Origin of the sequence: Psychrobacillus sp. NPDC093180, assembly GCF_044754065.1 — a bacterium.
Lineage (GTDB): Bacteria > Bacillota > Bacilli > Bacillales_A > Planococcaceae > Psychrobacillus.
On the sequence record NZ_JBIVOJ010000001.1, the window covers coordinates 25,828 to 50,392 of the forward strand.

Genomic DNA, 24,565 nt, shown 5'->3' on the forward strand with positions numbered 1-24,565 from the left:
TTAAAAGGAGAAATATATGCAAAAACAACATATTATTCGAAATATTATTGTAGAAACTCCATCAAAACCAGGTAATTTTGCTAAAGTTGCCACTGCAATCGGTTTAGGAGAAGGAGATATTGGTGACATTACTACTTTAAAAAGTGGTGCATTGACGACGCTTCGCGATATTACGATTACATGTAAATCGATTGAACAACTAGATCAAGTAATTGCAAATATTGAAGAGATCGGAAGCGGCGTGAAAATTCATGCGGTAACAGATGATGTACTGAACGCGCATGAAGGCGGAAAAATTGCAATGAAGAGTAGATTAGATGTGCGCTCACTTGGAGATTTGCAACGAATCTATACACCCGGCGTCGCAAGTGTGTGTATGGAAATATACAACCATCCGGAAAAAGCTAACTATTTCACATCGATTGGAAACTCCGTTGCAATCGTAACAGATGGTACAGCGATTTTAGGTTTAGGTAATATTGGTCCAGTTGCAGGTATGCCAGTAATGGAAGGGAAAGCTGTATTATTAGATCAGTTTGTTGGATTAAGTGGCATTCCGATTTTATTGAACACAAGCGATCCGGATGAAATAGTAGAAACAGTGAAGCATATACATAAAGGTTTTGGAGCGATATTACTAGAAGACATCGGTTCTCCTCATTGCTTTGAAATTGAAGAAAGACTAAAAGAAGAGCTTCCAATTCCTGTGATGCATGACGATCAGCATGGAACGGCGGTAGTTGCTTTAGCGGCTATATTATCTGCATGCAAAGCTACAAATGTAGATGTGAAAAAAGCGAAAATCGGTCAAATTGGTCTGGGTGCGGCTGGCCTTGCGATTTGCCGTATGTTAATGGCTTATGGTGTAGAAGACGTTTATGGGCTTGATCGTCAAGAAGAAGCACAAAATCGTCTATTAAAGCACGGAGGGAAAACAATTGGCTCTCTTGAGGAAATGATGCAGACTTGTGATATTATCGTTGCGACAACGGGAGTTTCTGGCTTGATCAAACCAGAAATGGTACGAAAAGGACAAATCATTTTAGCACTTTCCAATCCAAATCCGGAAATACTTCCATCTGAAGCAATCGCAGCAGGGGCAGCTTTTGCAGCAGACGGACGTTCTGTAAATAATGTAATCGGTTTTCCAGGCATCTTCAAAGGAGCATTAGATGCTGGAGCATCAGCTATTACTTATCCAATGCTAATAGCTGCAGCACAAGCAATTGTCGGTCATACAAAACCAGGCGAATTAATACCAAACCCACTCGATCCAACTGTACATCAATTGGTTGCAAGAGCAGTGGAAGAAGCAGCAAACCAAAAATAATATCCAAAATAAAAGAAGATTTCGGTTAAGATGCCGAAATCTTCTTTTTAAATTCTTCTGAATAATCGGTTGCTTCCATCAAAGCTTTCTCTTCTAGTGGAATGCGTACCGAAAGCATCGCTAGATTTAAAAGCGTAAAGCAAATAGCGGTAAAATATGCTTGAAACATTAGAGGTAATAACGCTATTTCAATACATACGACCACATAATTGGGATGTCTAATATACAAATATGGGCCAGATTTTACGACGTTGGCACCAGGTAAGATCATGATTTTCGTGTTCCAAAATGTCCCTAAAGAGGTTAAGCACCAAATTCGTAGTACCTGAACAAATAAAAAGATTAACATAAACAATGGAAACAAAGGAGAGATACGTTGGTTTAAAAACACGACTTCTGCAATCAAACATACAAAAAAACTTACATGCAGTGCAATCATATAAGGATAATGAGAGGCGCCAACTTCATAGGCTCCGCGTGCAAGCATCTTCTTTTCGTTTCGTTTGGCGATTAAAACCTCTATAATTCTTTGTGCTATGACTAGGAATATGATGATCCCAAATAACATGTTAATCCCCCCAATTCAGTAAAACTGCTTCTCCACAAAATCCAGGTCCCAGTGCTACTAGTAAACCAATCGCTTCTTTTTTATTTTCAGTTTGCATGAATTGCTCTAATACGTAAAGTACAGTGGGTGAAGACATATTTCCATGATTTCTTAATACGTCCCGTGAAATCGATGTTTGGTCTTCCGTCAGATGAAGTGTATCTTCATATGCTTTTAGTACTTTTTTTCCTCCGGGATGTGCCACAAAATGGTCGAGTTGTTCTTTTGTCAGTTGTTGTTCTGTAAAAAATTCATCGATAAATGGTCCGAGCCAACTAGAAATAATAGACGGGATACTCTTGGAGAATACAACATGTAATCCACTATTTTTAATATCCCATCCCATCACATTTTCGGAGTCAGGCATCCATTTGGAAGCTGTATTAATAATGTGAGGAACGGGTCTTTTTGTAGAAACATTCGCTTCATCCCCACATACTAATACACAAGCTGCACCATCCGCAAAAAGAGAAGCTCCTATTAAATTGCTTTTCGAAAAATCATTTGGTTGGAAGGTAAGACTACAAAGCTCTACACAAACAACAAGTACTTTTTCAGTTGGATGGGCTTTGCAATAATCAAATGCTCGGCTAACTCCTGCAGCTCCGCCAGCGCAACCTAGTCCCCATAACGGGATTCGTTTCATGCGATCAGAAAAAGGAAGATGGTTCATCACGCGTGCATCAATACTCGGAGTAGATATCCCAGTCGTACTGACAAATATAATGGCATCAATTTCGTTTGGATCAATCGCATTTTGTAAAAAAACAGTGTTTTGAAGGCAAGCTTGGATAACTTCTACACTATATTTGGTCGCTAAATCTATATAAATATCATTTCGTTCTTCAAATGTATGATCTGTTCGATGCCACTCTAAAGGTACACAAAAATTGCGGGTTTCGATATCACCGTTCTCAAATACTTTTAATAATCGATCCAACTGTGCAATTTTGTCTTGAAAAAGTTCTTTTGTTAGTTGTTCAATATTAGTTTGGTCTAACGTATAGGGAGGTTTATATGTACTTATAGAGGCAATTTTAGGCATGTAGTTACTCCTTTTTACTAAGTACTATACCCATATTTTTGTTAGATATGCATAAAGGTGGTTAAAGCGTTACTTAAAAAATATAAAACTTTCTTTCATTGAAAATCTTTTAAAAGATGCCCTTTGAATGTGTGATGCAAAGAAACCCGAGCTATTCAGAATAGGTCGGGTTTCTTTGTTAAGGTGTTAACTCATCTTCATCTTTTCAATTGCAAGTATAAACGGCGGGTCATTTTGTTGATTGACAAATTGGTACGAAAGTACATGGGCGTACGATTGCGGTAATTGCTGTACGAAATCCATAAGTGTGTCTTTTTCCTCTTTACCACCTTCATGCCCATGATAAACGACTAAAACGATCAGCCCGCCAACTTTTAGTAAATGTAATAGAGATTCGATTGCTTGGATGGTTGAAGCTCCTCTTGTCACGATTTCATGATTACTACCAGGTAAATAACCTAAGTTAAAAATGGCTGCAGATACTTGTACAGACACATATTTTGCTACATTTTCATGCCCATCATGAATTAATGAAACTTGTCCAATCATATTCGCTTGTTCTAATTTATCTGCAGTTGATTGAATGGCTTCTTTTTGGACATCGAATGCATATACATGTCCACTATCTCCTACTAAATCTGCAAGATATAAGGTATCATGTCCATTTCCGGCAGTTGCATCTACTACCGAATCACCTTTTTCCACAACATTTGCTAGTAATTCTTTTGCAAATGGTAAAACTCTTTTTAAAATCATTGTAAAACACCAGTCTTTACATAAAATTTCCCTTGATAACTATCCCTTTTTGCGAGTTCCGCATCTATGCCGTTTAATACATCCCATTTATTGACGCTCCACATTGGGCCAATCATTAAGTCGATTGGTCCATCACCTGTAATACGTTGGACAACCATTTCAGGTGGAATTACTTCTAATTGGTCGGCAACGAGCTGAATGTATGCATCTCGTTCCATAAATTCTAGCTTTCCTTTTTCATATTGCTTCACCATTGGAGTCCCTTTTAATAAATGTAGTAGATGGATCTTAATACCTTGTACATCTAGCTTAGCCACTTCACGGGCAGTTTCCATCATCATTTCTCTGTCTTCTAAGGGAAGTCCATTAATAATATGGGTGCAAATTCTAATGCCGTGTTTGCGTAATTTGTTGACTCCTTCTATATAAGTGGAGTAATCATGCGCGCGATTCACTAAATTTGCTGTTCTTTCATGTACTGTTTGAAGTCCTAGCTCTATCCATAAATAAGTTCGTTCGTTTAACTCGGCTAAATACTCGACTACATCATTTGGTAAGCAGTCGGGTCTAGTTGCTATGGAGATCCCAACGACACCTTCTAAAGCTAGAGCAGCTTCGAATTTTTCTTTTAGTACTGGAAGTGGGGCATGTGTATTTGTATAGGCTTGAAAATAGGCAATGCATTTTCCTTTTTTCCACTTTTCATGCATTTTGGCTTTTATTTTTTCAAATTGGACGGGGATTGGATCGACTTTATCTCCCGCGAAATCGCCGCTACCAGCAACACTACAAAAAGTGCAGCCACCAAAAGCCACTGTACCGTCTCTATTTGGGCAGTCAAAGCCAGCGTCGAGTGCGACTTTGAAAATCTTCTGATCAAATTTGTCTCGTAAATATCGATTCCATGTATAATACCTTTTTCCGTCAGATGGAAAAGGAAAGTTGTTTTCGTTCATGCAATTTCACTCCTTAACATGCCTATTTTATCATGTCTTTGTGTAGTTTGTTGTATCTATCTTGAAGTAACTTATAAAAAAGCATACAATAGTCTAGCGTACGAGGAAATGAGGTGTTTTGTATGCCAAAAGCTGTATGGCTTTTAATCATCGGAATGTTTGTAAATACGATGGGAAATTCCTTTTTATGGCCTTTACACACAATCTATATGCATGATTATTTGGGGCAGTCGCTGTCGATGGCTGGTTTTGTTCTCATGATTAATGCTGGGACAGGTGTGGTAGGTAATTTACTTGGAGGGTATTTATTCGACCGCATTGGTGGATATAAATCGATTATGCTAGGAATTATATTGTCAATGATTGCTTTAGTATTGCTGACAATTTGGCATGGATGGCCAGAATATATATGGTTTGTTGCAATTTTAGGTTTTAGTGGGGGAATTATTTTCCCGAGTATGTATGCAATGGTTGGAAGTGTTTGGCCTGAAGGCGGAAGGAAGGCGTTTAATGCCATTTATTTGGCGCAAAATGTGGGAGTTGCAATCGGTCCTGCTATTGCAGGTGTAGTTGCAGATCATAATATTAACAACATATTCATGGCAAATTTACTGACCTATGTATTATTTTTAGCAATTGTATGGGTTTTTTATCGGAAATTAGTTGTTACAACGAATAGACATAGCTCAGTGATAAATGAGAAAAAGGAAATAAAACAAAAAGCTCCTTTTTACGCCATGTTGATCGTAACGATTGGGTATATGCTGACATGGATCGTATACGTGCAGTGGACATCGACTATTTCAACGCATGTGTTAGATTTAGGTATATCATTAAAACAATATAGCTTGCTATGGACGATCAATGGCGCTCTTATTATTTTGGCGCAACCGCTGATCAAACCAATTATTAGCCGATTAGAACATAAAATTAAAGCGCAGCTTATCATCGGGATTGTTATTTTCATGGGATCTTTTGTAGTTGTTGCTTTTGCAGAAAGTTATGCGATGTTTATCACGGCGATGGTCATCCTGACTATAGGCGAAATGTTCGTATGGCCTGCTGTACCAACGCTTGCTGGTCAGTTAGCACCAAAAGGAAGGGAAGGGTTTTATCAAGGGATTGTAAATAGTATGGCAACAATCGGAAGAATGATTGGCCCTTTTATAGGTGGAATACTTGTAGAAGCTTATGGAACACCAATGATGATACTAATCCTAACGAGTTTAATGATTTTCGCAATTGTAACGAGTTTGCTATATGATTTACCACTTAAAAAACGCACCGTTTGATAAAAATCAAACGGTTTTTTTCTGAAATGAAATTGATTAATATGCTAATCTTTGAGAATATTAAAGAAAAGCTGTTTCCAAGGGGGGACTGCAATGGAAACTTTTTTAAGAAACTTATCTACATCTGTGCTTGCGGAAATATTAGAAAATGCATTTCAGTGGTTTGTAGTGGTGGACGAGCTTTCTAACATTATTTATATTAATGAAGAATATTGCCGTTTCTTAGAGGTGGAAAGGAAAGAGGCAATTGGAAAGCCGGTTGCTGAAGTAATAGAAAATACTAAAATGCATGAAGTTATTAAGACAGGGATAGCACATATTGCCTCACCTCACTATATTAAAGGGACGTATATGCTTGCAAATCGAGTACCACTTGTTGTTGAAGGGAAAATTGTTGGTGCTTTTGGCAGCGTTATATTTAGAGATATGTCTGATTGGAAAAAGCTAAGTTCTCATGTTCGAACAACGATGGAGCGTATTCAATTAAATATGGAGGATAATAGCTATAAAGAGTACCATCTAGGAGATATAAAAGGCACTTCAGCGGCAGTGCGAAAAATAAAAGAAACGATCGAAATAATTGCTCCAAGTGATATACCAGTTTTAATAGAAGGGGAAAGTGGGACTGGAAAAGAGATTTTTGCACACAGTATACATCAGCTTTCTGAACGATCCAATGAGCCGTTTGTTAAAGTAAACTGTGCGGCGGTTCCGCCTGAATTGCTAGAGGAAGAATTATTCGGAAAGTATGATTTGGCAACTGGTAAACTTAGTAGGGGAAGATATAAGCAAGCGGATAAAGGGACCTTGTTCATAGATGAAATTAGTGCCTTACCTCTGACGCTACAGGCAAAGCTCCTACGTGCATTACAAGATGGCATGGTTTTTACAACACATGGTGAGAAAGAAGAACAAGTAAATGTTCGCATACTAGCATCTTCGAATGTATCACTAGCAAATCTTGTGGAGGAAAAGAAATTTAGAGAGGACCTATTTTATCGGATTCAAGCTGTAACCTTACAAATACCGCCTTTACGGGAGCGGTTGGAGGACCTAGATGAGCTGTTAAACTACTTTTTACAAAAGTTTGTCGTGCAGGCTGGCCGCCGGAAAATTGTGTTGGCAACAAAAACGAGAGAAATTCTTCAATCTTATCATTGGCCAGGGAATGTTCGTGAGTTGCAAAATGTGCTTCAAGCAGCGGTATATCTTGCTGAAAATGACGTTATCGGGCCTTCTGCACTTCCCATACAAGTAAAGAAGCGAAATGCTTTGTCGTTTAACATGAATGGAAAACTAGAAGATATTTTAATAGAAGTTGAAAGACGCGTCATTCAAGATTTACTTGAAAAGCAATCCAACAAAGCGATGATTGCAAAACAATTAGGAATAAGCAGATCGACGCTTTATGAAAAAATAAAAAAATATAACTTATGACCTAAATCCGATTTATTGGACACTTGTCCTGAAAATCGGATTTATTATATTGAATGAAATGATCTTTATATTGAATTATCACAAGAAGGTATCCAGGAATTCGGATTTTAAGGGTGTTTCATAGACTTAAAATTGTCACAATAGCTATTGCTAGAATATTCCGATTCTGCTTTAATTACATATGAAAGCGTTTTAAATTGACTCGGCAGTCGTCTTTCACTTCTACAAGTGGTGGGATGAATGCTAGCATTTATTAAAACGGAGATAGACCAAAATCATGCTGATTCAATTTTAGCCTCAGGCGGATGTCACAGATTTTGATTGGAGATAATTGCGAGGCCATAATTCAAAATCTGGATATAATTTCTCCGAGGCGTAGTTGATTAGGGTGTTAAAAATGTAAGGGGGAGTTCATATGAAGCCGATTTATTCTTCTGCAGAAGAAGCGGTAATGGAAATTCAAGATGGAGCAACATTAATGGTAGGGGGATTTGGTTTAGTAGGAATACCAGAACAGCTGATTCTTGCCCTAGTGAAAAAAGGCGTAAAGGATTTAACGGTTATTTCAAATAACTGTGGAATCGATGAGTGGGGACTTGGATTATTATTAAATAATAAACAAATAAAAAAAATGATAGGTTCATATGTTGGTGAAAATAAAGAATTTGAACGTCAAGTGCTTTCTGGTGAAATTGAAGTTGAACTAACTCCGCAAGGAACTCTTGCTGAAAAAATACGTGCAGGTGGTGCAGGTATCCCAGCATTTTTCACTCCAGCCGGTGTTGGAACAACAATTGCTGAGGGGAAAGAGATTCGCGTATACGATGGAAAAGAATACGTACTAGAAGAAGCTTTAAAAGCAGACTTTTCTCTTATTCGAGCAGCGAAAGCAGATAAATTTGGAAACTTAATCTATAACAAAACCGCTCAAAACTTCAATCCAATGATGGCTGCTGCGGGCAAAATTACGATTGCTGAGGTAGAAGAAATTGTAGAGACAGGTGACTTAGATCCTGCTCAAATCCATACACCAAGTATTTATGTTCAAGGATTGTTCCAAGCAACACAAGAAAAAAGAATCGAACGTTTAACAACACGTTCATAAGAATAAAGGAGGAGACTCAGTTGAATACACGTGAAATAATTGCTAGAAGAGCAGAAAAAGAAATAGAAGATGGTAACTATGTCAATTTGGGAATAGGGATTCCTACTCTAGTAGCGAACTATATCTCTCCAAATAAAACAGTTGTTTTACAATCGGAAAATGGATTACTTGGTATTGGACCATATCCTACCGAACAGGAAGTAGATCCTGATCTCATCAATGCCGGAAAAGAAACTGTAACGACTATTCCTGGTTCTTCATTTTTTTCAAGTGCGGAATCGTTTGCGATGATACGTGGCGGCCATGTAGATGTGGCGATTTTAGGGGGAATGGAGGTATCTGAAAAAGGAGATCTCGCAAACTGGATGATTCCTGGAAAGATGATTAAAGGAATGGGAGGCGCAATGGATTTAGTCCATGGTGCTAAAAAAACAATTGTAATTATGGATCATGTAGCGAAGGATGGTTCTGCAAAAATTAAAAAAGAATGCTCTCTACCATTAACAGGAAAAGGAGTAGTCGACAAAATTATTACAGAGCGTGCCATGATTGAAGTAACACCGGAAGGACTCGAACTCAAAGAAGTATTCGAAGGGTACAGTGTACAAGATATCATTGATTCTACAGAAGCAACTTTGATCGTGAATAATGTAAAAGAAAACGTACAAATTAGTTAATTTAATAAATATCACTTAGTAAAATAAACATTTGGGGGAAATGTTCATGGAATTATTAAGTATGATTGGACTTATTGGGGGATTAGTTCTACTTATTATTTTGACTATGAAGGGTGTAAATATCTTAATAGCCGGTCCGATATCGGCATTGTTAGTGGCATTGACTAGTGGCATGCCATTATTTGCACAATTGGCAGATGAAGGGGAAGCCAACTTTGTAACAAGTTATATGACAGGGTTTACTGGCTTTATAATGTCTTGGTATTTAATGTTCCTACTAGGAGCCGTGTTCGGTAAGGTAATGGAGGATAGCGGGGCAGCAGACTCTGTGTCCAAATGGATTGTTGATAAATTAGGGATGAAGTATGCAGTACTAGCAATCGTAATTGCCTGTGCAATTCTTACATATGGAGGCGTAAGTCTGTTTGTAGTTGCGTTCTCTGTATATCCAATGGCCATTTCATTGTTTAAACAAGCGGACTTACCGCGTCGTTTTATTCCAGCAACGTTAGCATTGGGGTCCGTAACATTTACGATGACATCTGCGGGTTCTCCTGAAATCCAAAACTGGATTCCAATAGAGTTTTTAGGGACGAATGCATATGCGGGATGGGAAGTAAGTATTATCGTAGCGGCATTCATGGCGATTTTTGGATATTGGTGGTTGAGCCGTATTATTAAGAAAGCGGTTAGTAAAGGGGAAAGATTTATAGACCGTGAATCTGATCCGACATTCGATACGACAAGAAGTTTACCAAATCCTTTTTTAGCAATGCTTCCATTAGTGGTTGTATTAGCGATCTCATTTATTTTCCATGATAAATTGGCACAATCCGCACTGATAATCGCTTTACTGGGTGGAGTTATCGCAACTTATATTGTTGGAAGAAAATATTCCAAAAATTTCTGGGAAGCATTTTCAGCTGGTACTGTTGGTGCGCTTATTGCAATTGGTAATACAGCTGCGGTTGTTGGTTTCGGCGGAGTTGCAAAAAATGTCCCTGCATTTACAACAGCAGTGGAAGCTATGACCAACATTCCGGGATCACCTTTAATCGGAGCTGCAATTGCAGTATCTGTAATTGCTGGTATGACTGGTTCATCTTCCGGCGGACAATCAATCGCCTTACCATTATTAGCACCACATTACATGGATATGGGGGTAAATGCAGAAGCGTTACACCGAGTAGTCGCTATTTCATCAGGTGCACTAGATTCATTGCCGCATAATGGATATGTTGTAACTACGATTCAATCAATCTGTGGAGAAAAGCATAGTGCAGCGTATTGGGCTGTAGGAGCAACAACTGTCGTAGTGCCGGCACTAGGAACTGCTTTGGCAATTATCTTGTTTTCACTAGGCTTAGGTATTTAAGTTTTTTAATCTTAAGAGTATAAGTAATTAGTTTTGGAGGTAAGACAAATGGTAAAAGATAGAGTACTACTCATCACCGGAGCAGCACAAGGTATAGGATTTGAAATAGCACGTGAATTTTATGAAGCTGGTGCGAAGGTAGTTTTAACGGATATTAATGAAGAAAAAGTAAAAGAAGCTGCATTATCGCTAGGTGAAGATGTTCTTAGTGTAAAATGTGATGTTACAAATGAAGAGGAAATTATTCACTCTATAAACAGAACGGTAGAAGAGTTTGGTCGTATTGATATTTTGATCAATAATGCCGGAATGCAGCATGTTGCAATGTTAGAAGATTTTCCAACAGAGCGTTTTGAATTATTAGTAAAAATTATGCTAACAGCCCCATTTGTGGCGACTAAGCATGTTCTTCCGCATATGCGTAAAGAAGGCTTTGGTAGAATTATTAATATGGCATCCATCAATGGCTTAATCGGCTTTGCAGGTAAAGCAGCCTATAATTCTGCTAAGCATGGTGTAATTGGATTAACAAAAGTTGCTGCATTAGAAACGGCTGCTGATGGAATAACGGTTAATGCTATTTGTCCTGGATATGCGGATACACTACTTGTGCGCAATCAATTTGAGGATCTTGCAAAAACACGTAACATTCCAGTAGAAGCAGTACTAGAAGAAGTATTATATCCGTTAGTTCCACAAAAACGTTTGCTAGATGTTAAGGAAATTGCTGACTTGGCATTGTTTTTAGCAAGTGATTCTGCAAAAGGGATGACAGGTCAAGCCGTTGTTTTAGATGGTGGATACACAACGCAATAAAAACTTGCTATTTCTTGCTATTTCCTCTAAAATACGAAGTAATAGCAAGACTTGGATAAGGATCAGTAAATAGCGTGTGTTTTTTTAGAGAGCTAACGGTTGGTGAAAGTTAGTGAAATGCCCTATTGAACTCGCCTTGGAGTCTGTATAGGTGAACTTAAGTAGCTTATACCGTTTTCCGCGTTAAGGAATCAAGTTGAGTGAAGTTTTCACTAATTTGGGTGGTACCGCGTGAGTATATCTCTCGTCCCTTATTTTTTTAAGGGGCGAGTTTTTTTATTTTAAGGAGGAAATTCAATGAGCTTTAATCATGAAGCAATCGAAAAAAAATGGCAAAAGTATTGGCGAGAAAACAAAACGTACAAAATGACGGATGATCCATCCAAACCAAAATTTTATGCATTGGATATGTTTCCTTATCCATCAGGAGTAGGTTTGCATGTTGGGCATCCACTAGGGTATATCGCAACGGATATACTAAGTGCATTCAAACGTAAACAAGGCTATAACGTTCTTCATCCAATGGGATGGGATGCTTTTGGATTACCAGCAGAGCAGTATGCGATTGATACGGGTAATGATCCAGCAGAGTTTACTGCCAAAAATATTGCTACATTTAAACGTCAAATGACGGATTTAGGATTTTCTTTTGACTGGGATAGAGAAGTTAATACGACAGATCCTTCTTACTACAAATGGACACAATGGATTTTCATTCAGTTGTACAAAAAAGGTCTAGCTTATGTAGATGAAGTGCCAGTAAACTGGTGCCCTGCATTAGGTACTGTGTTGGCAAATGAAGAGGTAATTGATGGCGTTTCTGAACGTGGAGGACATCCAGTAGAACGTCGCCCGATGCGTCAGTGGGTGCTTCGCATAACAGCTTATGCAGATAGACTGTTGGAAGACTTGGAAGAATTAGATTGGCCGGAAAGCTTAAAAGAAATGCAACGTAACTGGATTGGTCGTTCAGAAGGTGCCGAGCTTACATTTGAAATAGCTGATACAAAGGAATCCTTCCGTGCATTTACAACTCGACCAGATACAATTTTCGGTGCAACTTATGCAGTATTAGCGCCTGAACATAAGCTTGTAGATACAATCACAACTACTGAACAAGCTGAAGCAGTGCAAGCTTATAAAGATCAAGTGAAATTGAAAAGTGATTTAGAGCGTACCGATCTTGCCAAGCATAAAACAGGTGTATTTACAGGTGCTTATGCGATCAATCCAGTAAGTGGCGAAAAAATGCCTATTTGGATTGCGGATTATGTATTAGCATCATACGGAACAGGTGCTATTATGGCGGTTCCAGCCCATGATGAGCGCGACTATGAATTTGCAAAACAATTTGACCTGCCAATCGTTGAAGTAGTATCTGGTGGCGATATTGAAAAAGAAGCATACACAGCTGACGGTACGCTTGTTAACTCAGAGTTTTTAAATGGCTTAAACAAACAAGAAGCTATTGCAAAAGCGATTGAGTGGTTTGAAGCAAATGGTAAAGGTGAAAAGAAAATCACGTATCGTCTACGCGACTGGTTATTTAGCCGTCAACGATATTGGGGTGAGCCAATTCCAATTATCCATTGGGAGGATGGCACTTCTACTGCTGTAGAAGAGTCTGAATTACCATTAACGCTTCCTGTGACAACAGATATTAAACCTAGTGGAACAGGTGAATCTCCATTAGCTAATATTACTGAGTGGGTAAATGTTGTAGATCCAGTAACAGGTAAAAAAGGACGTCGTGAAACAAATACAATGCCACAATGGGCAGGCAGCTGCTGGTACTACTTACGTTATATCGATCCGAACAATGACGAAGCACTTGTGGATCCAGAACTAGCTAAACGTTGGCTGCCGGTTGACATTTATGTTGGTGGAGCAGAGCATGCGGTACTGCACTTGTTATATGCACGTTTTTGGCATAAATTCCTTTACGACATCGGGGTTGTGGCAACGAAAGAGCCATTCCAAAAACTATTTAACCAAGGAATGATCCTAGGTGAAGGTAACGAAAAAATGTCTAAGTCAAAAGGGAACGTAGTAAATCCTGATGATATCGTGAAAAGTCATGGTGCCGATTCTCTACGTCTATATGAAATGTTCATGGGACCACTGGATTCTTCCAAACCATGGTCAACAAACGGCTTAGATGGTTCAAGACGATTCCTAGACCGTATTTGGCGTTTACTTGTCGATGAAGAGGGTAAATTGAGTGCAAAAGTTACAGACACTTCTTCTGACAATATAGAAAAAGCGTATCACCAAACGGTTAAGAAAGTAACGGAAGACTTTGAAGCAATGCATTATAATACAGCCATTTCACAAATGATGGTATTTATCAATGAAGGCTATAAAGCAGAGAAAATCTCAAAAGAATATGTGGAAGGCTTTGTGAAGCTCATTTCTCCAATCGTTCCGCATATAGCTGAGGAGCTTTGGAGCATTCTTGGACATAATGATACAATCGTGTATGAATCTTGGCCGACTTTCGACGAATCTAAATTAGTAGATAACGAAGTAGAAGTTCCGGTACAAATTAAAGGAAAAGTACGCGCGAAACTAAATGTTTCTAAAGATGCAACAAAAGAAGAATTAGAAGCATTAGCTCTAGCTTCTGAACAAGTGCAACAATGGCTGGAAGGTCAAGAAGTGAAGAAGATTATTGCAATACCTGGTAAAATGGTTAATATTGTAATCTAATGAGTGAGAAAGCTGCTTATCCCTTTTGAGGATAAGTAGCTTTTTTTACTTTTTTCCCCTATTACAACTAAACTGTTCGTTTTTCCAACTAAATCCTCCGAAATTCCAACTATATCTATAAAAATTCCAACTAAACCCTCCAAATTTCCAACTAACTCTATTCTCAAACATTTTTCAACTCAAAAAGCCCCTAGTAAGATACTAGGAGCTCCTGCATTTTGTATATTATCATACAAGTGTTTCTATAAAAGCCTGTATAATCCGATTCCCTTGCGCAGTTCCAATGGATTCAGGATGGAACTGAAGTCCATATAGGGGGTAATCTCGATGTTTGATCGCCATTATTTCCTGATCATCTTTAGCTCTAGCAAGTACCTCTAGTTCGTCGCTTAATGTATTTTCATCAATCACCAGCGAATGATAACGCATAACGGACATGGGTTCATTTATACCCTTAAATAAGCATGAATAAGTATGTTCTATGTTTGAAATCTTGCCATGCATGATTGTTTTAGCTTGCACAATATCCGCACCAAATGCAGCACCGATTGACTGATGACCAAGACAAATTCCAAGTATCGGATACTTTCTGTGCAGCTTCTGAATAATCTCCACCGAAATGCCAGCTTCCGTTGGGGTACCTGGACCTGGAGAAATAAGAATAGCCGCAGGATTTAATCGTTCTATTTCTTCAATGGATATTGCATCATTTCGAATAACCGTTACTTCCTGACCTAGTGTGCTCACTTGTTGAAATAAATTATAAGTAAAGGAATCATAATTATCGATTAATAAAATCATCGTTGCACCTCCAACAGTGCTTTCGCTTTATTAATCGTTTCCTCGTATTCACTTTTTGGAACCGAGTCAAAGACAATACCAGCTCCCGCTTGAACATGAGCATGGCTATCTTTCACAACCATCGTGCGTATAGCAAGCGCTAAATCCATATTGCCAGTGACGGAGATATAGCCGACCGCTCCAGCGTACACTCCACGTTTGGTAGTTTCTAAGTCATTAATAATTTGCATCGCACGGATTTTGGGAGCTCCGGACACAGTGCCTGCTGGTAAACAAGCTGTCAACACGTCAAGCACATGCAAGTCTTTCTTTAAGCGACCGGTTACTTCTGAGACAATATGCATGACATATTTATAGTATTCAACCTTCATATACTTTTGGATTTGTACGGAACCAATTTCCGAAATCCGTCCGATATCATTACGTCCAAGATCTACAAGCATTCGATGCTCGGCAATTTCTTTTTCATCATTCAATAAATCTTTTGCGATTTGCATATCTTCCTCGACGGTTTCTCCTCGTGGCTTTGTCCCTGCGATTGGATTGGTCGTAATCATTCCATTATTAACTTTAACTAAGCTTTCTGGTGAAGTGCCGAGAATCGTATATTTTTCAAACTCCATATAAAACATATAAGGAGAAGGATTCGAAGTACGAAGCTGGCGATATAGAGCAAAAGGATTTCCTTCGAAAGGGGAAGAAAAACGTTGTGATAACACAATTTGGAAAATATCACCTTTTACAATGTGCTCCTTTGCTTTTTCTACCATCTGAATGAAAGTTGACTGTCCTATATTTGGTTGGAAAGCAAGCTTTGTTTTTGTATCCTCTTGAAGCTTGGAAACCTGCTGTAAATCTGTATAAATTGTTTCAATTGCAGTTGCCATCTCTTGTTGCGTGCGACCAGTTTGAAATAAATCAATTGCAGCAATCGTCACACTTTGTTTCAAATGATCAAAAATAATAAATGTGTCATAGAACATAAGATGGATATCTGGCATCTCTAATTCATCAGGCAACAATTTCCCAATCTTCTCTTGATAAAATGCCGTTTCGTATCCGAAATAGCCAATCGCCCCGCCGAAAAAAGCAAACGGGTACTTCTCTGTATGAATGGGCATCAGATCTTTTAGTTTCTCAATTACAGATGATGACCCTTTCTCCGTATCTCCCTCGGCATACGACAGAGTATAGCCTGATTGGTCACCAATCAATTCTGCAATGGGGTTTAATGCGATAAATGAATAACGTCCACTTTCTTCATGCTTAGCTGACGATTCAAATAGCATTTTCTTTCTTCCATTTATCGATTGGTAAATGGAAATAGGGGTCATCATATCTCCTTGAATCTCTTTCATCTCATAGCTTCTCGTCTCAACTGTCATTACTAATCTCTCCTTTTCTCTGCTCAACTGAACACAAAAAGGCCCTCCATCTAAAAAGGACGGAGAGCCGTGGTGCCACCTTTATTGATTACTATTGTAACCCGCTTATTTCGCAAACAACCATTCGCGAAGTCTTGTAACGTAGACATACGCCTAAGCCTACTAATACGTTCAGCCCGGAGCTCAGAAGCCCATTCACGACATGCCTGCTACTAACTTGCACCAACCGTTAGCTCTCTTAAGCATTTTACATCGCTACTATTCTTCATCATCGCTTGTTAAAGACTATTGTATTATAAATAGTGTTAAAATTCAATTTATATTTTGAGGTAGCTAATAAATAGTTGCACCTTCTAGGGAAACTGCGAAGTAGAAAGTTCTATTAGGTGACCGCTATGATTTTCACTGCAGTCGTACGCTTTCCGCCGGGTGAGCGATGAGCCATCCCCGCCGCCTGAGGCGGACGTTGGGATGGCTCATTTTGCTCCCTCATCCGGCAGGAGTCGACGCCAGCAGTGAAAATCAAGAGAAATTTCTTACTTATCAGAGTTCCTAATTACCAATAAGTGGTGACACAAGACAATATCCACTGCGAATGGGACAAAATAACGGCTGAACGCGACAAAGCTGATAGAACGGTTGCTTTTTGTAAAGTAACCCCAATTAATGAACAATTATTATAGGCGTCTCATTCCAAGTAAACTTGTTTTATTAAAAATCGGTTGCTCTCAGGGGTAATTTGGTGGCTTTCAGACTACTACTAATTGCTCTCGACAATCGTTTGGTTGCTCTCAGACTAGAACTGGTTGCTTTCGACAGCTGTTTGGTTGCCCTTAGCCATTTTCTAGAAATAATTGTTCTGCAACCACTTAATTGGAGCGATTTAGTGCGGCGGCGCGAGACTCCATCGGGAAAGCGAAGCGCCGCCGTGCTAAATCCAAGCGTTCACTTTCTCCACGCTCTCTAAGTCGCAGTTTCCCTATATTGCGTATTAGTTATAGGATAAATCAATTAGCTAACGCAGCACTCATACCCGCAATTTTCCCAGTAACAAGGGCGGATGTAATATTATAACCACCTGTATATCCGTGAATATCCAAAATCTCCCCGCAGAAATACAGTCCTGCTTTTTTCTTAGACGCCATTGTTTTGGGTTCAATTTCTTTAATAGATACGCCGCCACCTGTTACAAATGCTTTATCGAGAGGCTGTGTACCATAAACGTCCACCGTAAATTGTTTCAATTGATGTGCGAGTTCTCTTATTTTCTCATGTGCTAGGTTTTGGCCATCTTCACTTTCCTGGATACCCGCACGCTGTAGTAAAAATAATAACCATCTTTCCGGCACAATCCCTTTCCAAACATTTTTCACAGACTTTTTCGGATCCTCTTTGATAGAAGAGAGGAGAGATTGAAATGTTTGCTCTTCATTTTGATCTGGCAAACTATCGATGCGAATTTGAACAGGCTGTTCGCCATTTTTCTTTTGTTCTTTCACAACGAATTGGCTACAACGCAAAATGGCTGGACCACTTAAACCAAAATGGGTAAATAGCATGTCCATTTGATGAGTAATGATCGGTTTTCCATTTTTCTTCAGTACAGAAACCGCAACATCTCGCAGGGCAAGACCTTGAAGCTCCTTCGATTTGATAAAAGACTCGCTTGATAATAAAGGAACTTCTGTTGGATATAGATCTGTAACTGTATGTCCCGCTTTTTCAGCCCAAGGATAGCCGTCTCCAGTGGATCCAGTTTGCGGAACTGCCTTTCCTCCAACAGCAACAACAACAGCCGGTGCAACAATTTCTTCACCTGTACTAAGGCGTACGCCAATTACTTTTTCGTCATTCATTAGGAGCTTTGCGACTGGAGAATTTAATTTAATTTCAACATGTAGTCTTTTTAATTCATCCAGTAACGCATTTACAACATCCATTGCCTTATTGGAAACAGGGAACATTCTTCCGTGATCCTCTTCTTTTAAAGCAACCCCAAGATTTTCAAAAAACGCAATAATATCTTCATTATTAAAAACGGAGAAGGGACTGAATAAAAAACGTCCATTTCCAGGGATATTTTTGACGATTTCTTCTTGAGGAAGACGATTGGTTACGTTACAACGTCCACCGCCAGATATAGCAAGTTTTTTACCAAGCTTTGAACCTTTTTCAATAAGTAATACTTTTTTCTTTTCTGCTCCAGCAGCGGCAGCGGCCATTAATCCTGATGGACCCCCACCGATTACAATAACGTCATACATAAATAATTCACACTTTCACTTTTTTCTTTATTATACACGATTGTGGTTTTCATGAGACAGATGTAAACTGTAGTGTAGACAATTTAACTTTAGGCAACAATTATTTTATTGTTGCCTAAAGTTAAAGCCTTTGGCGGATGCCACAGATTTTAAGAGGAATATCTCAAACGAGCTCAGACCTGCGTGATGCAGGTCAGTTAGCTGTTGTCGTAAGGATGTGAAGTTCTTAGGCTAACTTCCTTACTTAATCTGGGCGCAATAAATACGTCAAGGCGAATTTGACAGGATTGGGCGGGTTTTATGGCTTCGAATTTATTAAAAGGGACAATGATTTTAACTGTTGGTCTCTTATTATCAAGGATTTTGGGAGTACTCTATGTTATTCCTTTGTATCAAATTGTCGGGGAAAAGTATATGGCACTTTATCAATATGCCTATGTGCCATATTCGATAATGCTTGCGATTGCCGTTTCTGGAATCCCTATTGCAGTTTCCAAGTTTGTTTCAAAATATAATGCATTAGGCGATTATGCAACTGGAAGAAAGCTTGTAAAATCAAGTATGGTGTTAATGAGTGTGACAGGTATTTTGGGGTTCATTATTTTATTTTCTTTAGCTGAACCTATAGCTCATCTTGTTATAAAAAATGATGAATCTTTCTTCACTATTCATGATGTAGCGAGTGTTATTAAATATGTTAGTTTCGCCGTTATAATAGTTCCTTTAATGAGTTTAATCAGAGGTTTTTTCCAGGGGTATCAACATATGACTCCTACAGCTATATCTCAATTAATAGAGCAGATTGTACGAATTTTATTTGTTCTAGTGGGAGCATTCTTTGTTGTTAAGATCTTTAACGGAACAGAGAAGACAGCAATCTCATTTGCCGTATTTGCTGCATTTATTGGAGCAATAGCAGGTCTAATTATACTTTATTGGTATTGGAAAAAACTAAAACCGGAATTTAATAATTTACTTACTAATAGTGGTAATATTACTTCGAATGTTTCTTTAAAAGAAATATATAAAGAAATTCTAATATATACAGTTCCATTTGCTCTAGTAGGAGTTATAAATCCATTATTTCAGTTTATTGATATGATCACATTTAATCGCGCAATGCTATTGATTGGAAAAACAGCGGAAATATCCAATACATATTTAGGGATGCTTAACATGTATACGCACAAAATTGTAATGATCCCTGTAATGCTAGCAACAGGATTTTCCATGACCTTAATTCCGTTAATTACAAGTTATTACGCGAAGCAAGATTTTGGCCAAGTAAGAAAATCATTGGACCAAACTTTTCAAATATTATTATTCCTAACTGTACCAGCTGCCATGGGTATTTCCGTTTTAGCGAATGAATTTTACCTAGTGTTTTACGAGCAAAGTGAAACAGGGGCGACAGTGCTTGCGCATTATGCACCTGTAGCTATATTATTTGCGCTATATCCAGTGACAACAGCGATTTTGCAGGGGATAGACAGACAAAAACTTATTATCTTGAATTTATTACTTGGTATATTAACGAAGCTTGTGTTAAATACGCCACTCATTAAAGCGTTTGAAACAGACGGTGCAATATTGGCTACTTCTTTAGGTTATATTGTAGCCATAGGGTTAAATATGTTTGCGATTCGAAAAACTTTGCATTACAAATCAACGATGGTGTTTAGAAGAATTCTATTAATCCTGATGGTGAATGTAGCTATGTTAATACTAGTATTCCTTTCTAAATGGGGCATCGAGAAAATGTTCGCAATTGATCATAAGCTGGAGGCATTGGTAGTCATATTTGTTTGTGCTTCCATCGGTGCTGCTTTTTATGGGTATGTAACATTGCGATTAGGTCTTGCACAAAAGCTCTTTGGAGAAAGACTCACAAAATACACGAAAAAAATTGGTTTTTAGGAGAACGATATGCGATTAGATAAATTTCTAGCTCATACGGGCTTTGGAACAAGAAGAGAAGTTAAGTTATTGATCAAGTCAAAGGCAATTCAAGTAAATGAAGTCACTGTAAAAGATAGCGGTGTGCATGTAAATGAACATAGCGATAGAGTATCTGTTTACGGGGAAGTTATAGAATATAAACAGTTCATTTATTTAATGTTAAATAAACCAGCAGGAGTTGTATCTGCAACAGAAGATACAAGAGATAAAACCGTCATCGATTTATTGAATGATGATGTGAGGCATTTCGAGCCTTATCCAGTCGGGAGGCTGGATAAGGATACGGTAGGTCTGCTGTTACTTACAAATGATGGAGCATTAACGCATCGTTTGCTGACGCCAAATAAAGAGGTTCCAAAAGTATACTTTGCCAAGGTGCAAGGTATAGTAAACGAGACTGATATAGAAGCTTTTAAAAATGGAGTCACATTAGATGATGGCTATCATACAAAACCTGGTATACTCCAGATTTTAAAAAGTGGATCCATTTCTGAGATTGAATTAACAATTACAGAAGGGAAATTCCATCAAGTTAAAAGAATGTTTGAAGCAGTAGGGAAAAAGGTAGTCTTCTTAAAAAGACTTTCAATGGGTGCCCTTAAGCTGGATGAGTCACTTGCAGAAGGGGTATATCGGGAATTAACAGAAGAAGAATTAGAGCAAATACAGCAAAAGAATGACCTCGCTTAAGTTTTGAGCATGGTCATTCTTTTCATATTGAAGCTATCTAAGATGTTAATTTAACGCGTTTGTTCGTCGTGGTCCATTTGCCTCTTGTTGGACTAATAACTAAGTCATTAAAAGCAAGCACATTCAAATCTCGCTGAATGGTGCGAGGAGTGATGCCAAATTCATCGACTAAGTCTTGTGTTGTAACAGTTCCGTTATCTCGGATGAACATGTACATGTCTTTAATTCGATTGAGCATCCGATCAGTAGTAGGTTTCATGAGTAACCACTCCTTCATCATCATATCTCTTGGCTAGACTAGCGGACGACATGGGTGAAAAGCAACTAGATAATTGCAATTTACAGCCCCTTTACTATATTGGTAGTCAATAGTATTATCTGACAATTTAATTATAGTAGATTTTCTACCAAATTTCTATCAAAACAAATTAATTTACAAAGTTTTAACATAAAAATCTGAAAGTACAGGCATTTATAGGTTATAAATTTTTTTAAAAGACGTCCAGTTAAAATAAGTGTAAAATAGCTATATATACATTAATCGTAGAGGTGGTTGTCTTATGAACTGGTTAAAACTTGCTGAAGATAAGAAAGAAGAAATAATAACAGAGTTACAAAAGCTTATTCAAATTCCAAGTGTCCTACAAAAAGATCTAGCTACAGACGACATGCCTTTCGGTCCAAAACCCTTAGAGGCATTACAACATATGCTGCAAGAAGGAGAAAAAGCCGGTTTTACAACAAAAAATGTAGATAATATGGCTGGTCATATTGAAATGGGTGAAGGTGAAGAAATTCTCGGTATTCTTTGTCATGTAGATGTAGTACCAGAAGGAAATGGCTGGACTTACCCACCATTTGAGGGTGTCGTGGCAAACGATCGAGTATACGGTCGCGGTGCAATAGATGATAAAGGACCAACCATTGCCGCATGGATGGCGATGAAATTAGTAAAAGAATCTGGAATTGAGCTTTCTAAAAAAGTGCGTATGATTATTGGAACGGACGAAGAAAGTGGCTTTCGTTGCGTGGATCGCTATTTTCAAAAAGAACAAATGCCGACAATTGGGTTTGCTCCGGATGCAGATTTTCCAATTATTAATGCAGAAAAAGGAATTGCCAGTTTAATCTTTACGCAAACAGGTTCCCCTGAAACAGAAACAATTCAGTTTTTTCAAGCTGGAAAACGAACAAATATGGTACCTGATGAAGCCTTTGCCTTTGTATTTGGTGGACTTATTACCATTAAAGAAAAATTTGATGTTTTTGCGAAAGAACATGGAATTACTGGGGAAGTTGCTCCTCAAGGCCCAATGGTAAAAGTATTAGTCCACGGAAAATCTGCACATGCTATGGAACCGGATGAAGGAGTTAACGCAGCAATCGTACTTGCGAAATTTTTACAAACGATTAATTTAACCGCTCATTCGAAAGCTTTTGTAGACTTTTTGGTAGAAGGATTTGGGGAAGATAGCAGAGGGCATAAACTCGAGTTAAACTTTACGGATGATATATCAGGTGATACTACGCTTAATCCTGGGGTGATTCATTATGCACCAGAACAAGGATCATGCACACAAGTAAGCATGCGCTATTCTGTTACGTATCCTTTTGAAGAAAAGCTTGCTGCTTGTCGAGGAGTGTTAAAGCAAATGGGCATTACACTTGATTTAGGTTCTAATTCTGCTCCGCATCATGTCGATGAAAAGGATGAGTTAATCCAAACATTACAAAAAGTATATGAAAGAAATACTGGAGAAGAAGCAAAGCTTCTATCCATTGGTGGAGGGACATATGCACGTGTACTCGATAAAGGGGTGGCGTTTGGTATGCTTTTTCCGGGTAGAAAAGATGTTGCGCATCAACTAGATGAATACGTGGATATTGAAGATTTGATAAAAGCTACAGCAATTTATGCTGATGCAATCGTTGAACTAGCAAGTAAAAATGTAGAAGCAGGTGAAAAATAATGGCTAAAATTTTATGGAATGACGAAATTATAAACGAAGAAGAAGTAAAAATTGGATTTGAAGACCGTGGTTATCAATTCGGTGATGGGATTTACGAAGTAATTAAAATTTATAACGGCAATGTATTTACAGCAATAGAGCATATCGATCGTTTATATGCAAGTGCCGATAAAATTCAGCTAGTGATCCCATACACAAAAGATGTTATGCACAAAATGCTCCATGAACTAATCGAAACAAACGAAGTAGAGAATGGTCATATTTATGTACAAGTTACACGTGGTATAAGTCCGAGACAGCATAATTTTCCTAATCCTGCAGTTGAATCCGTTTTAACAGCTTATACAAAAGAAACGACACGCCCACTCGCTCAGCTAAAAAACGGAGTAAAAGCTTGTTTTGTAGAGGATATTCGATGGCTTCGTTGCGATATTAAGTCGCTTAACTTACTTGGTAATGTACTCGCTAAACAAGAAGCAATTAATAAAGACTGCTATGAAGCAATTCAACATCGTGGAGAGATTGTGACAGAGGGATCTTCTTCTAATGTGTATGGCATAAAAGATGGTGTACTTTATACGCATCCAGTAAGTAACTTGATATTGAATGGTATTACAAGAAAAGTGATTTTAGATTGTTGCGAAGAAATCGGGTTAACAGTAGTCGAAGAAGCGTTTACGAAGGAACAAGCATTGGCTATGGATGAAATGATTATGTCCTCTACAAACGCAGAAGTAATGCCAATCATTTCTCTTGAAGGACAACTAATCGGAGAAGGTAAACGTGGGGAATGGACAGAAAAACTGCAACAAGCATTTGAACACAAAATCCCATCTTCTATTGGTGTATGAAACAACATTACTTTATCGGTATTAAGGTTCCCGAGCATATTGCAAAAGCGATTGTAAATGAGCGTGAAAAAACAAATGTGCATACAACACATAAAACTTTGCCTGTCGCAGAGGACTTGCATATCACGCTCTTTTACTTAGGGCATGTGGAACAAATTGTACTAACATCGATCGTGGAACGTTTACAAGATATTCATTGGGAAGCGTTCGAACTAACAACAAGCGGCTTATCTCATTTTGGAAATGCGCAAACACCTCGTGTAATATATACTGCCTTAGAAGACAGCAATCCTTTACATGATCTACAACAGAAAATTGTGCAGCAATTATCCAAAGTTATTGAGATAAATAACATTAAAGATTTTAACGCTCATATTACCATTGCTAAAAAATGGGCAGCAGCGAACGAATTGCATACAACAGATTTTCAATTACCAAAGATGAGTTTTGATGTCTCTCATTTCTCCATTTTCCAAATAAATAACAATCGTTCCCCTCGTTATGAGGATATTGTTTGTATACAGAATAGGGGGGTGTAGA

21 protein-coding genes and 2 other annotated features are annotated in these 24,565 nt (G+C 38.3%); of the genes, 13 read left to right on the forward strand and 8 right to left on the reverse strand.

The features are described from left to right. The first annotated feature begins 16 nt into the window (after positions 1 to 16). Complete coding sequence (locus ACIP9W_RS00255) at positions 17 to 1,330, forward strand: NAD-dependent malic enzyme (protein WP_400784981.1); 1,314 nt, start codon at positions 17 to 19, stop codon at positions 1,328 to 1,330. Positions 1,331 to 1,355: 25 nt separating this feature from the next. Here the strand turns inward: ACIP9W_RS00255 and ACIP9W_RS00260 are convergent, their stop codons facing one another. The 4 genes from ACIP9W_RS00260 to mnmL all read right to left on the reverse strand — a co-directional run bounded on the left by ACIP9W_RS00260 (position 1,356) and on the right by mnmL (position 4,694). Then, the gene (locus ACIP9W_RS00260) at positions 1,356 to 1,898 is read right to left on the reverse strand and encodes an isoprenylcysteine carboxyl methyltransferase family protein (protein WP_400784983.1); all 543 of its coding nucleotides are present in this window, start codon (positions 1,896 to 1,898) and stop codon (positions 1,356 to 1,358) included. A 1-nt stretch (position 1,899) separates the two neighbouring features. Next, positions 1,900 to 2,982, reverse strand: a complete 1,083-nt coding sequence (locus ACIP9W_RS00265; RefSeq protein WP_400784985.1) for a type III polyketide synthase — start codon at positions 2,980 to 2,982, stop codon at positions 1,900 to 1,902. A 186-nt stretch (positions 2,983 to 3,168) separates the two neighbouring features. Next, positions 3,169 to 3,738, reverse strand: a complete 570-nt coding sequence (gene mnmM, locus ACIP9W_RS00270; protein WP_400784987.1) for a tRNA 5-(aminomethyl)-2-thiouridylate-methyltransferase MnmM — start codon at positions 3,736 to 3,738, stop codon at positions 3,169 to 3,171. After that, the gene (mnmL, locus tag ACIP9W_RS00275; RefSeq protein WP_400784989.1) at positions 3,735 to 4,694 is read right to left on the reverse strand and encodes a tRNA modification radical SAM protein MnmL/YtqA; all 960 of its coding nucleotides are present in this window, start codon (positions 4,692 to 4,694) and stop codon (positions 3,735 to 3,737) included. The genes mnmM and mnmL overlap by 4 nt, the downstream gene beginning before the upstream one ends. A 122-nt stretch (positions 4,695 to 4,816) precedes the next feature. Here mnmL and ACIP9W_RS00280 point away from each other — a divergent pair, with 122 nt between their 5' ends. From ACIP9W_RS00280 to leuS, 7 genes are all read left to right on the forward strand, one after another. Further along, a complete protein-coding gene (locus tag ACIP9W_RS00280) occupies positions 4,817 to 5,986 on the forward strand; it encodes an MDR family MFS transporter (RefSeq protein ID WP_400784991.1) in 1,170 nt (389 codons plus the stop codon). Between the two features lie 93 nt (positions 5,987 to 6,079). Then, positions 6,080 to 7,423 (forward strand): sigma-54 interaction domain-containing protein, encoded by a 1,344-nt coding sequence (locus tag ACIP9W_RS00285; RefSeq protein WP_400784993.1) that lies wholly within the window; start codon positions 6,080 to 6,082, stop codon positions 7,421 to 7,423. 415 nt (positions 7,424 to 7,838) lie between these two features. Next, positions 7,839 to 8,528 (forward strand): CoA transferase subunit A, encoded by a 690-nt coding sequence (locus tag ACIP9W_RS00290; RefSeq protein WP_400784995.1) that lies wholly within the window; start codon positions 7,839 to 7,841, stop codon positions 8,526 to 8,528. A 20-nt stretch (positions 8,529 to 8,548) separates the two neighbouring features. After that, entirely contained in the window at positions 8,549 to 9,205 is a 657-nt protein-coding gene (locus ACIP9W_RS00295; RefSeq protein WP_400784997.1) for a 3-oxoacid CoA-transferase subunit B, read from the forward strand. 46 nt (positions 9,206 to 9,251) lie between these two features. Continuing rightward, on the forward strand, positions 9,252 to 10,580 hold the full coding sequence (locus ACIP9W_RS00300) for a GntP family permease (RefSeq protein ID WP_282241333.1): 1,329 nt from the start codon (positions 9,252 to 9,254) through the stop codon (positions 10,578 to 10,580). Positions 10,581 to 10,628: 48 nt separating this feature from the next. Continuing rightward, entirely contained in the window at positions 10,629 to 11,396 is a 768-nt protein-coding gene (locus ACIP9W_RS00305) for a 3-hydroxybutyrate dehydrogenase (RefSeq protein WP_400784999.1), read from the forward strand. Between the two features lie 43 nt (positions 11,397 to 11,439). Continuing rightward, positions 11,440 to 11,651 (forward strand) — a binding site (T-box leader). A gap of 42 nt (positions 11,652 to 11,693) precedes the next feature. Next, on the forward strand, positions 11,694 to 14,105 hold the full coding sequence (gene leuS / locus ACIP9W_RS00310) for a leucine--tRNA ligase (RefSeq protein ID WP_400785001.1): 2,412 nt from the start codon (positions 11,694 to 11,696) through the stop codon (positions 14,103 to 14,105). 228 nt (positions 14,106 to 14,333) lie between these two features. Here the strand turns inward: leuS and ACIP9W_RS00315 are convergent, their stop codons facing one another. The 3 genes from ACIP9W_RS00315 to ACIP9W_RS00325 all read right to left on the reverse strand — a co-directional run bounded on the left by ACIP9W_RS00315 (position 14,334) and on the right by ACIP9W_RS00325 (position 18,555). Continuing rightward, on the reverse strand, positions 14,334 to 14,906 hold the full coding sequence (locus ACIP9W_RS00315) for an anthranilate synthase component II (protein WP_400785003.1): 573 nt from the start codon (positions 14,904 to 14,906) through the stop codon (positions 14,334 to 14,336). Beyond that, positions 14,903 to 16,291 (reverse strand): anthranilate synthase component I, encoded by a 1,389-nt coding sequence (gene trpE, locus ACIP9W_RS00320; RefSeq protein ID WP_400785004.1) that lies wholly within the window; start codon positions 16,289 to 16,291, stop codon positions 14,903 to 14,905. The genes ACIP9W_RS00315 and trpE overlap by 4 nt, the downstream gene beginning before the upstream one ends. Positions 16,292 to 16,343: 52 nt before the next feature. Next, positions 16,344 to 16,572 (reverse strand) — a binding site (T-box leader). A gap of 726 nt (positions 16,573 to 17,298) precedes the next feature. After that, complete coding sequence (locus tag ACIP9W_RS00325; protein WP_400785006.1) at positions 17,299 to 18,555, reverse strand: BaiN/RdsA family NAD(P)/FAD-dependent oxidoreductase; 1,257 nt, start codon at positions 18,553 to 18,555, stop codon at positions 17,299 to 17,301. 300 nt (positions 18,556 to 18,855) lie between these two features. Between ACIP9W_RS00325 and ACIP9W_RS00330 the strand changes: the two genes are divergently transcribed. Together ACIP9W_RS00330 and ACIP9W_RS00335 are read left to right on the forward strand one after the other, a co-directional pair. Beyond that, positions 18,856 to 20,472, forward strand: a complete 1,617-nt coding sequence (locus ACIP9W_RS00330) for a putative polysaccharide biosynthesis protein (protein WP_400785008.1) — start codon at positions 18,856 to 18,858, stop codon at positions 20,470 to 20,472. A gap of 9 nt (positions 20,473 to 20,481) precedes the next feature. Next, on the forward strand, positions 20,482 to 21,204 hold the full coding sequence (locus tag ACIP9W_RS00335) for a pseudouridine synthase (RefSeq protein WP_400785010.1): 723 nt from the start codon (positions 20,482 to 20,484) through the stop codon (positions 21,202 to 21,204). A gap of 37 nt (positions 21,205 to 21,241) precedes the next feature. Here ACIP9W_RS00335 and ACIP9W_RS00340 read toward each other — a convergent pair whose 3' ends face one another. Then, entirely contained in the window at positions 21,242 to 21,463 is a 222-nt protein-coding gene (locus ACIP9W_RS00340; RefSeq protein WP_142538837.1) for a DeoR family transcriptional regulator, read from the reverse strand. Between the two features lie 301 nt (positions 21,464 to 21,764). On the opposite strand from ACIP9W_RS00340, the gene pepV reads away from it, so the two are divergent. Genes pepV through thpR form a run of 3 tightly spaced genes read left to right on the forward strand, consistent with a single transcriptional unit; the run spans position 21,765 to position 24,564 of the window. After that, positions 21,765 to 23,174, forward strand: a complete 1,410-nt coding sequence (pepV, locus tag ACIP9W_RS00345; protein WP_400785012.1) for a dipeptidase PepV — start codon at positions 21,765 to 21,767, stop codon at positions 23,172 to 23,174. Beyond that, entirely contained in the window at positions 23,174 to 24,025 is an 852-nt protein-coding gene (gene dat / locus ACIP9W_RS00350; RefSeq protein WP_400785014.1) for a D-amino-acid transaminase, read from the forward strand. Before pepV ends, dat begins: the two co-directional genes overlap by 1 nt. After that, on the forward strand, positions 24,022 to 24,564 hold the full coding sequence (gene thpR, locus ACIP9W_RS00355) for an RNA 2',3'-cyclic phosphodiesterase (protein ID WP_400785016.1): 543 nt from the start codon (positions 24,022 to 24,024) through the stop codon (positions 24,562 to 24,564). The genes dat and thpR overlap by 4 nt, the downstream gene beginning before the upstream one ends. The last annotated feature ends 1 nt before the right edge of the window (position 24,565 follow it).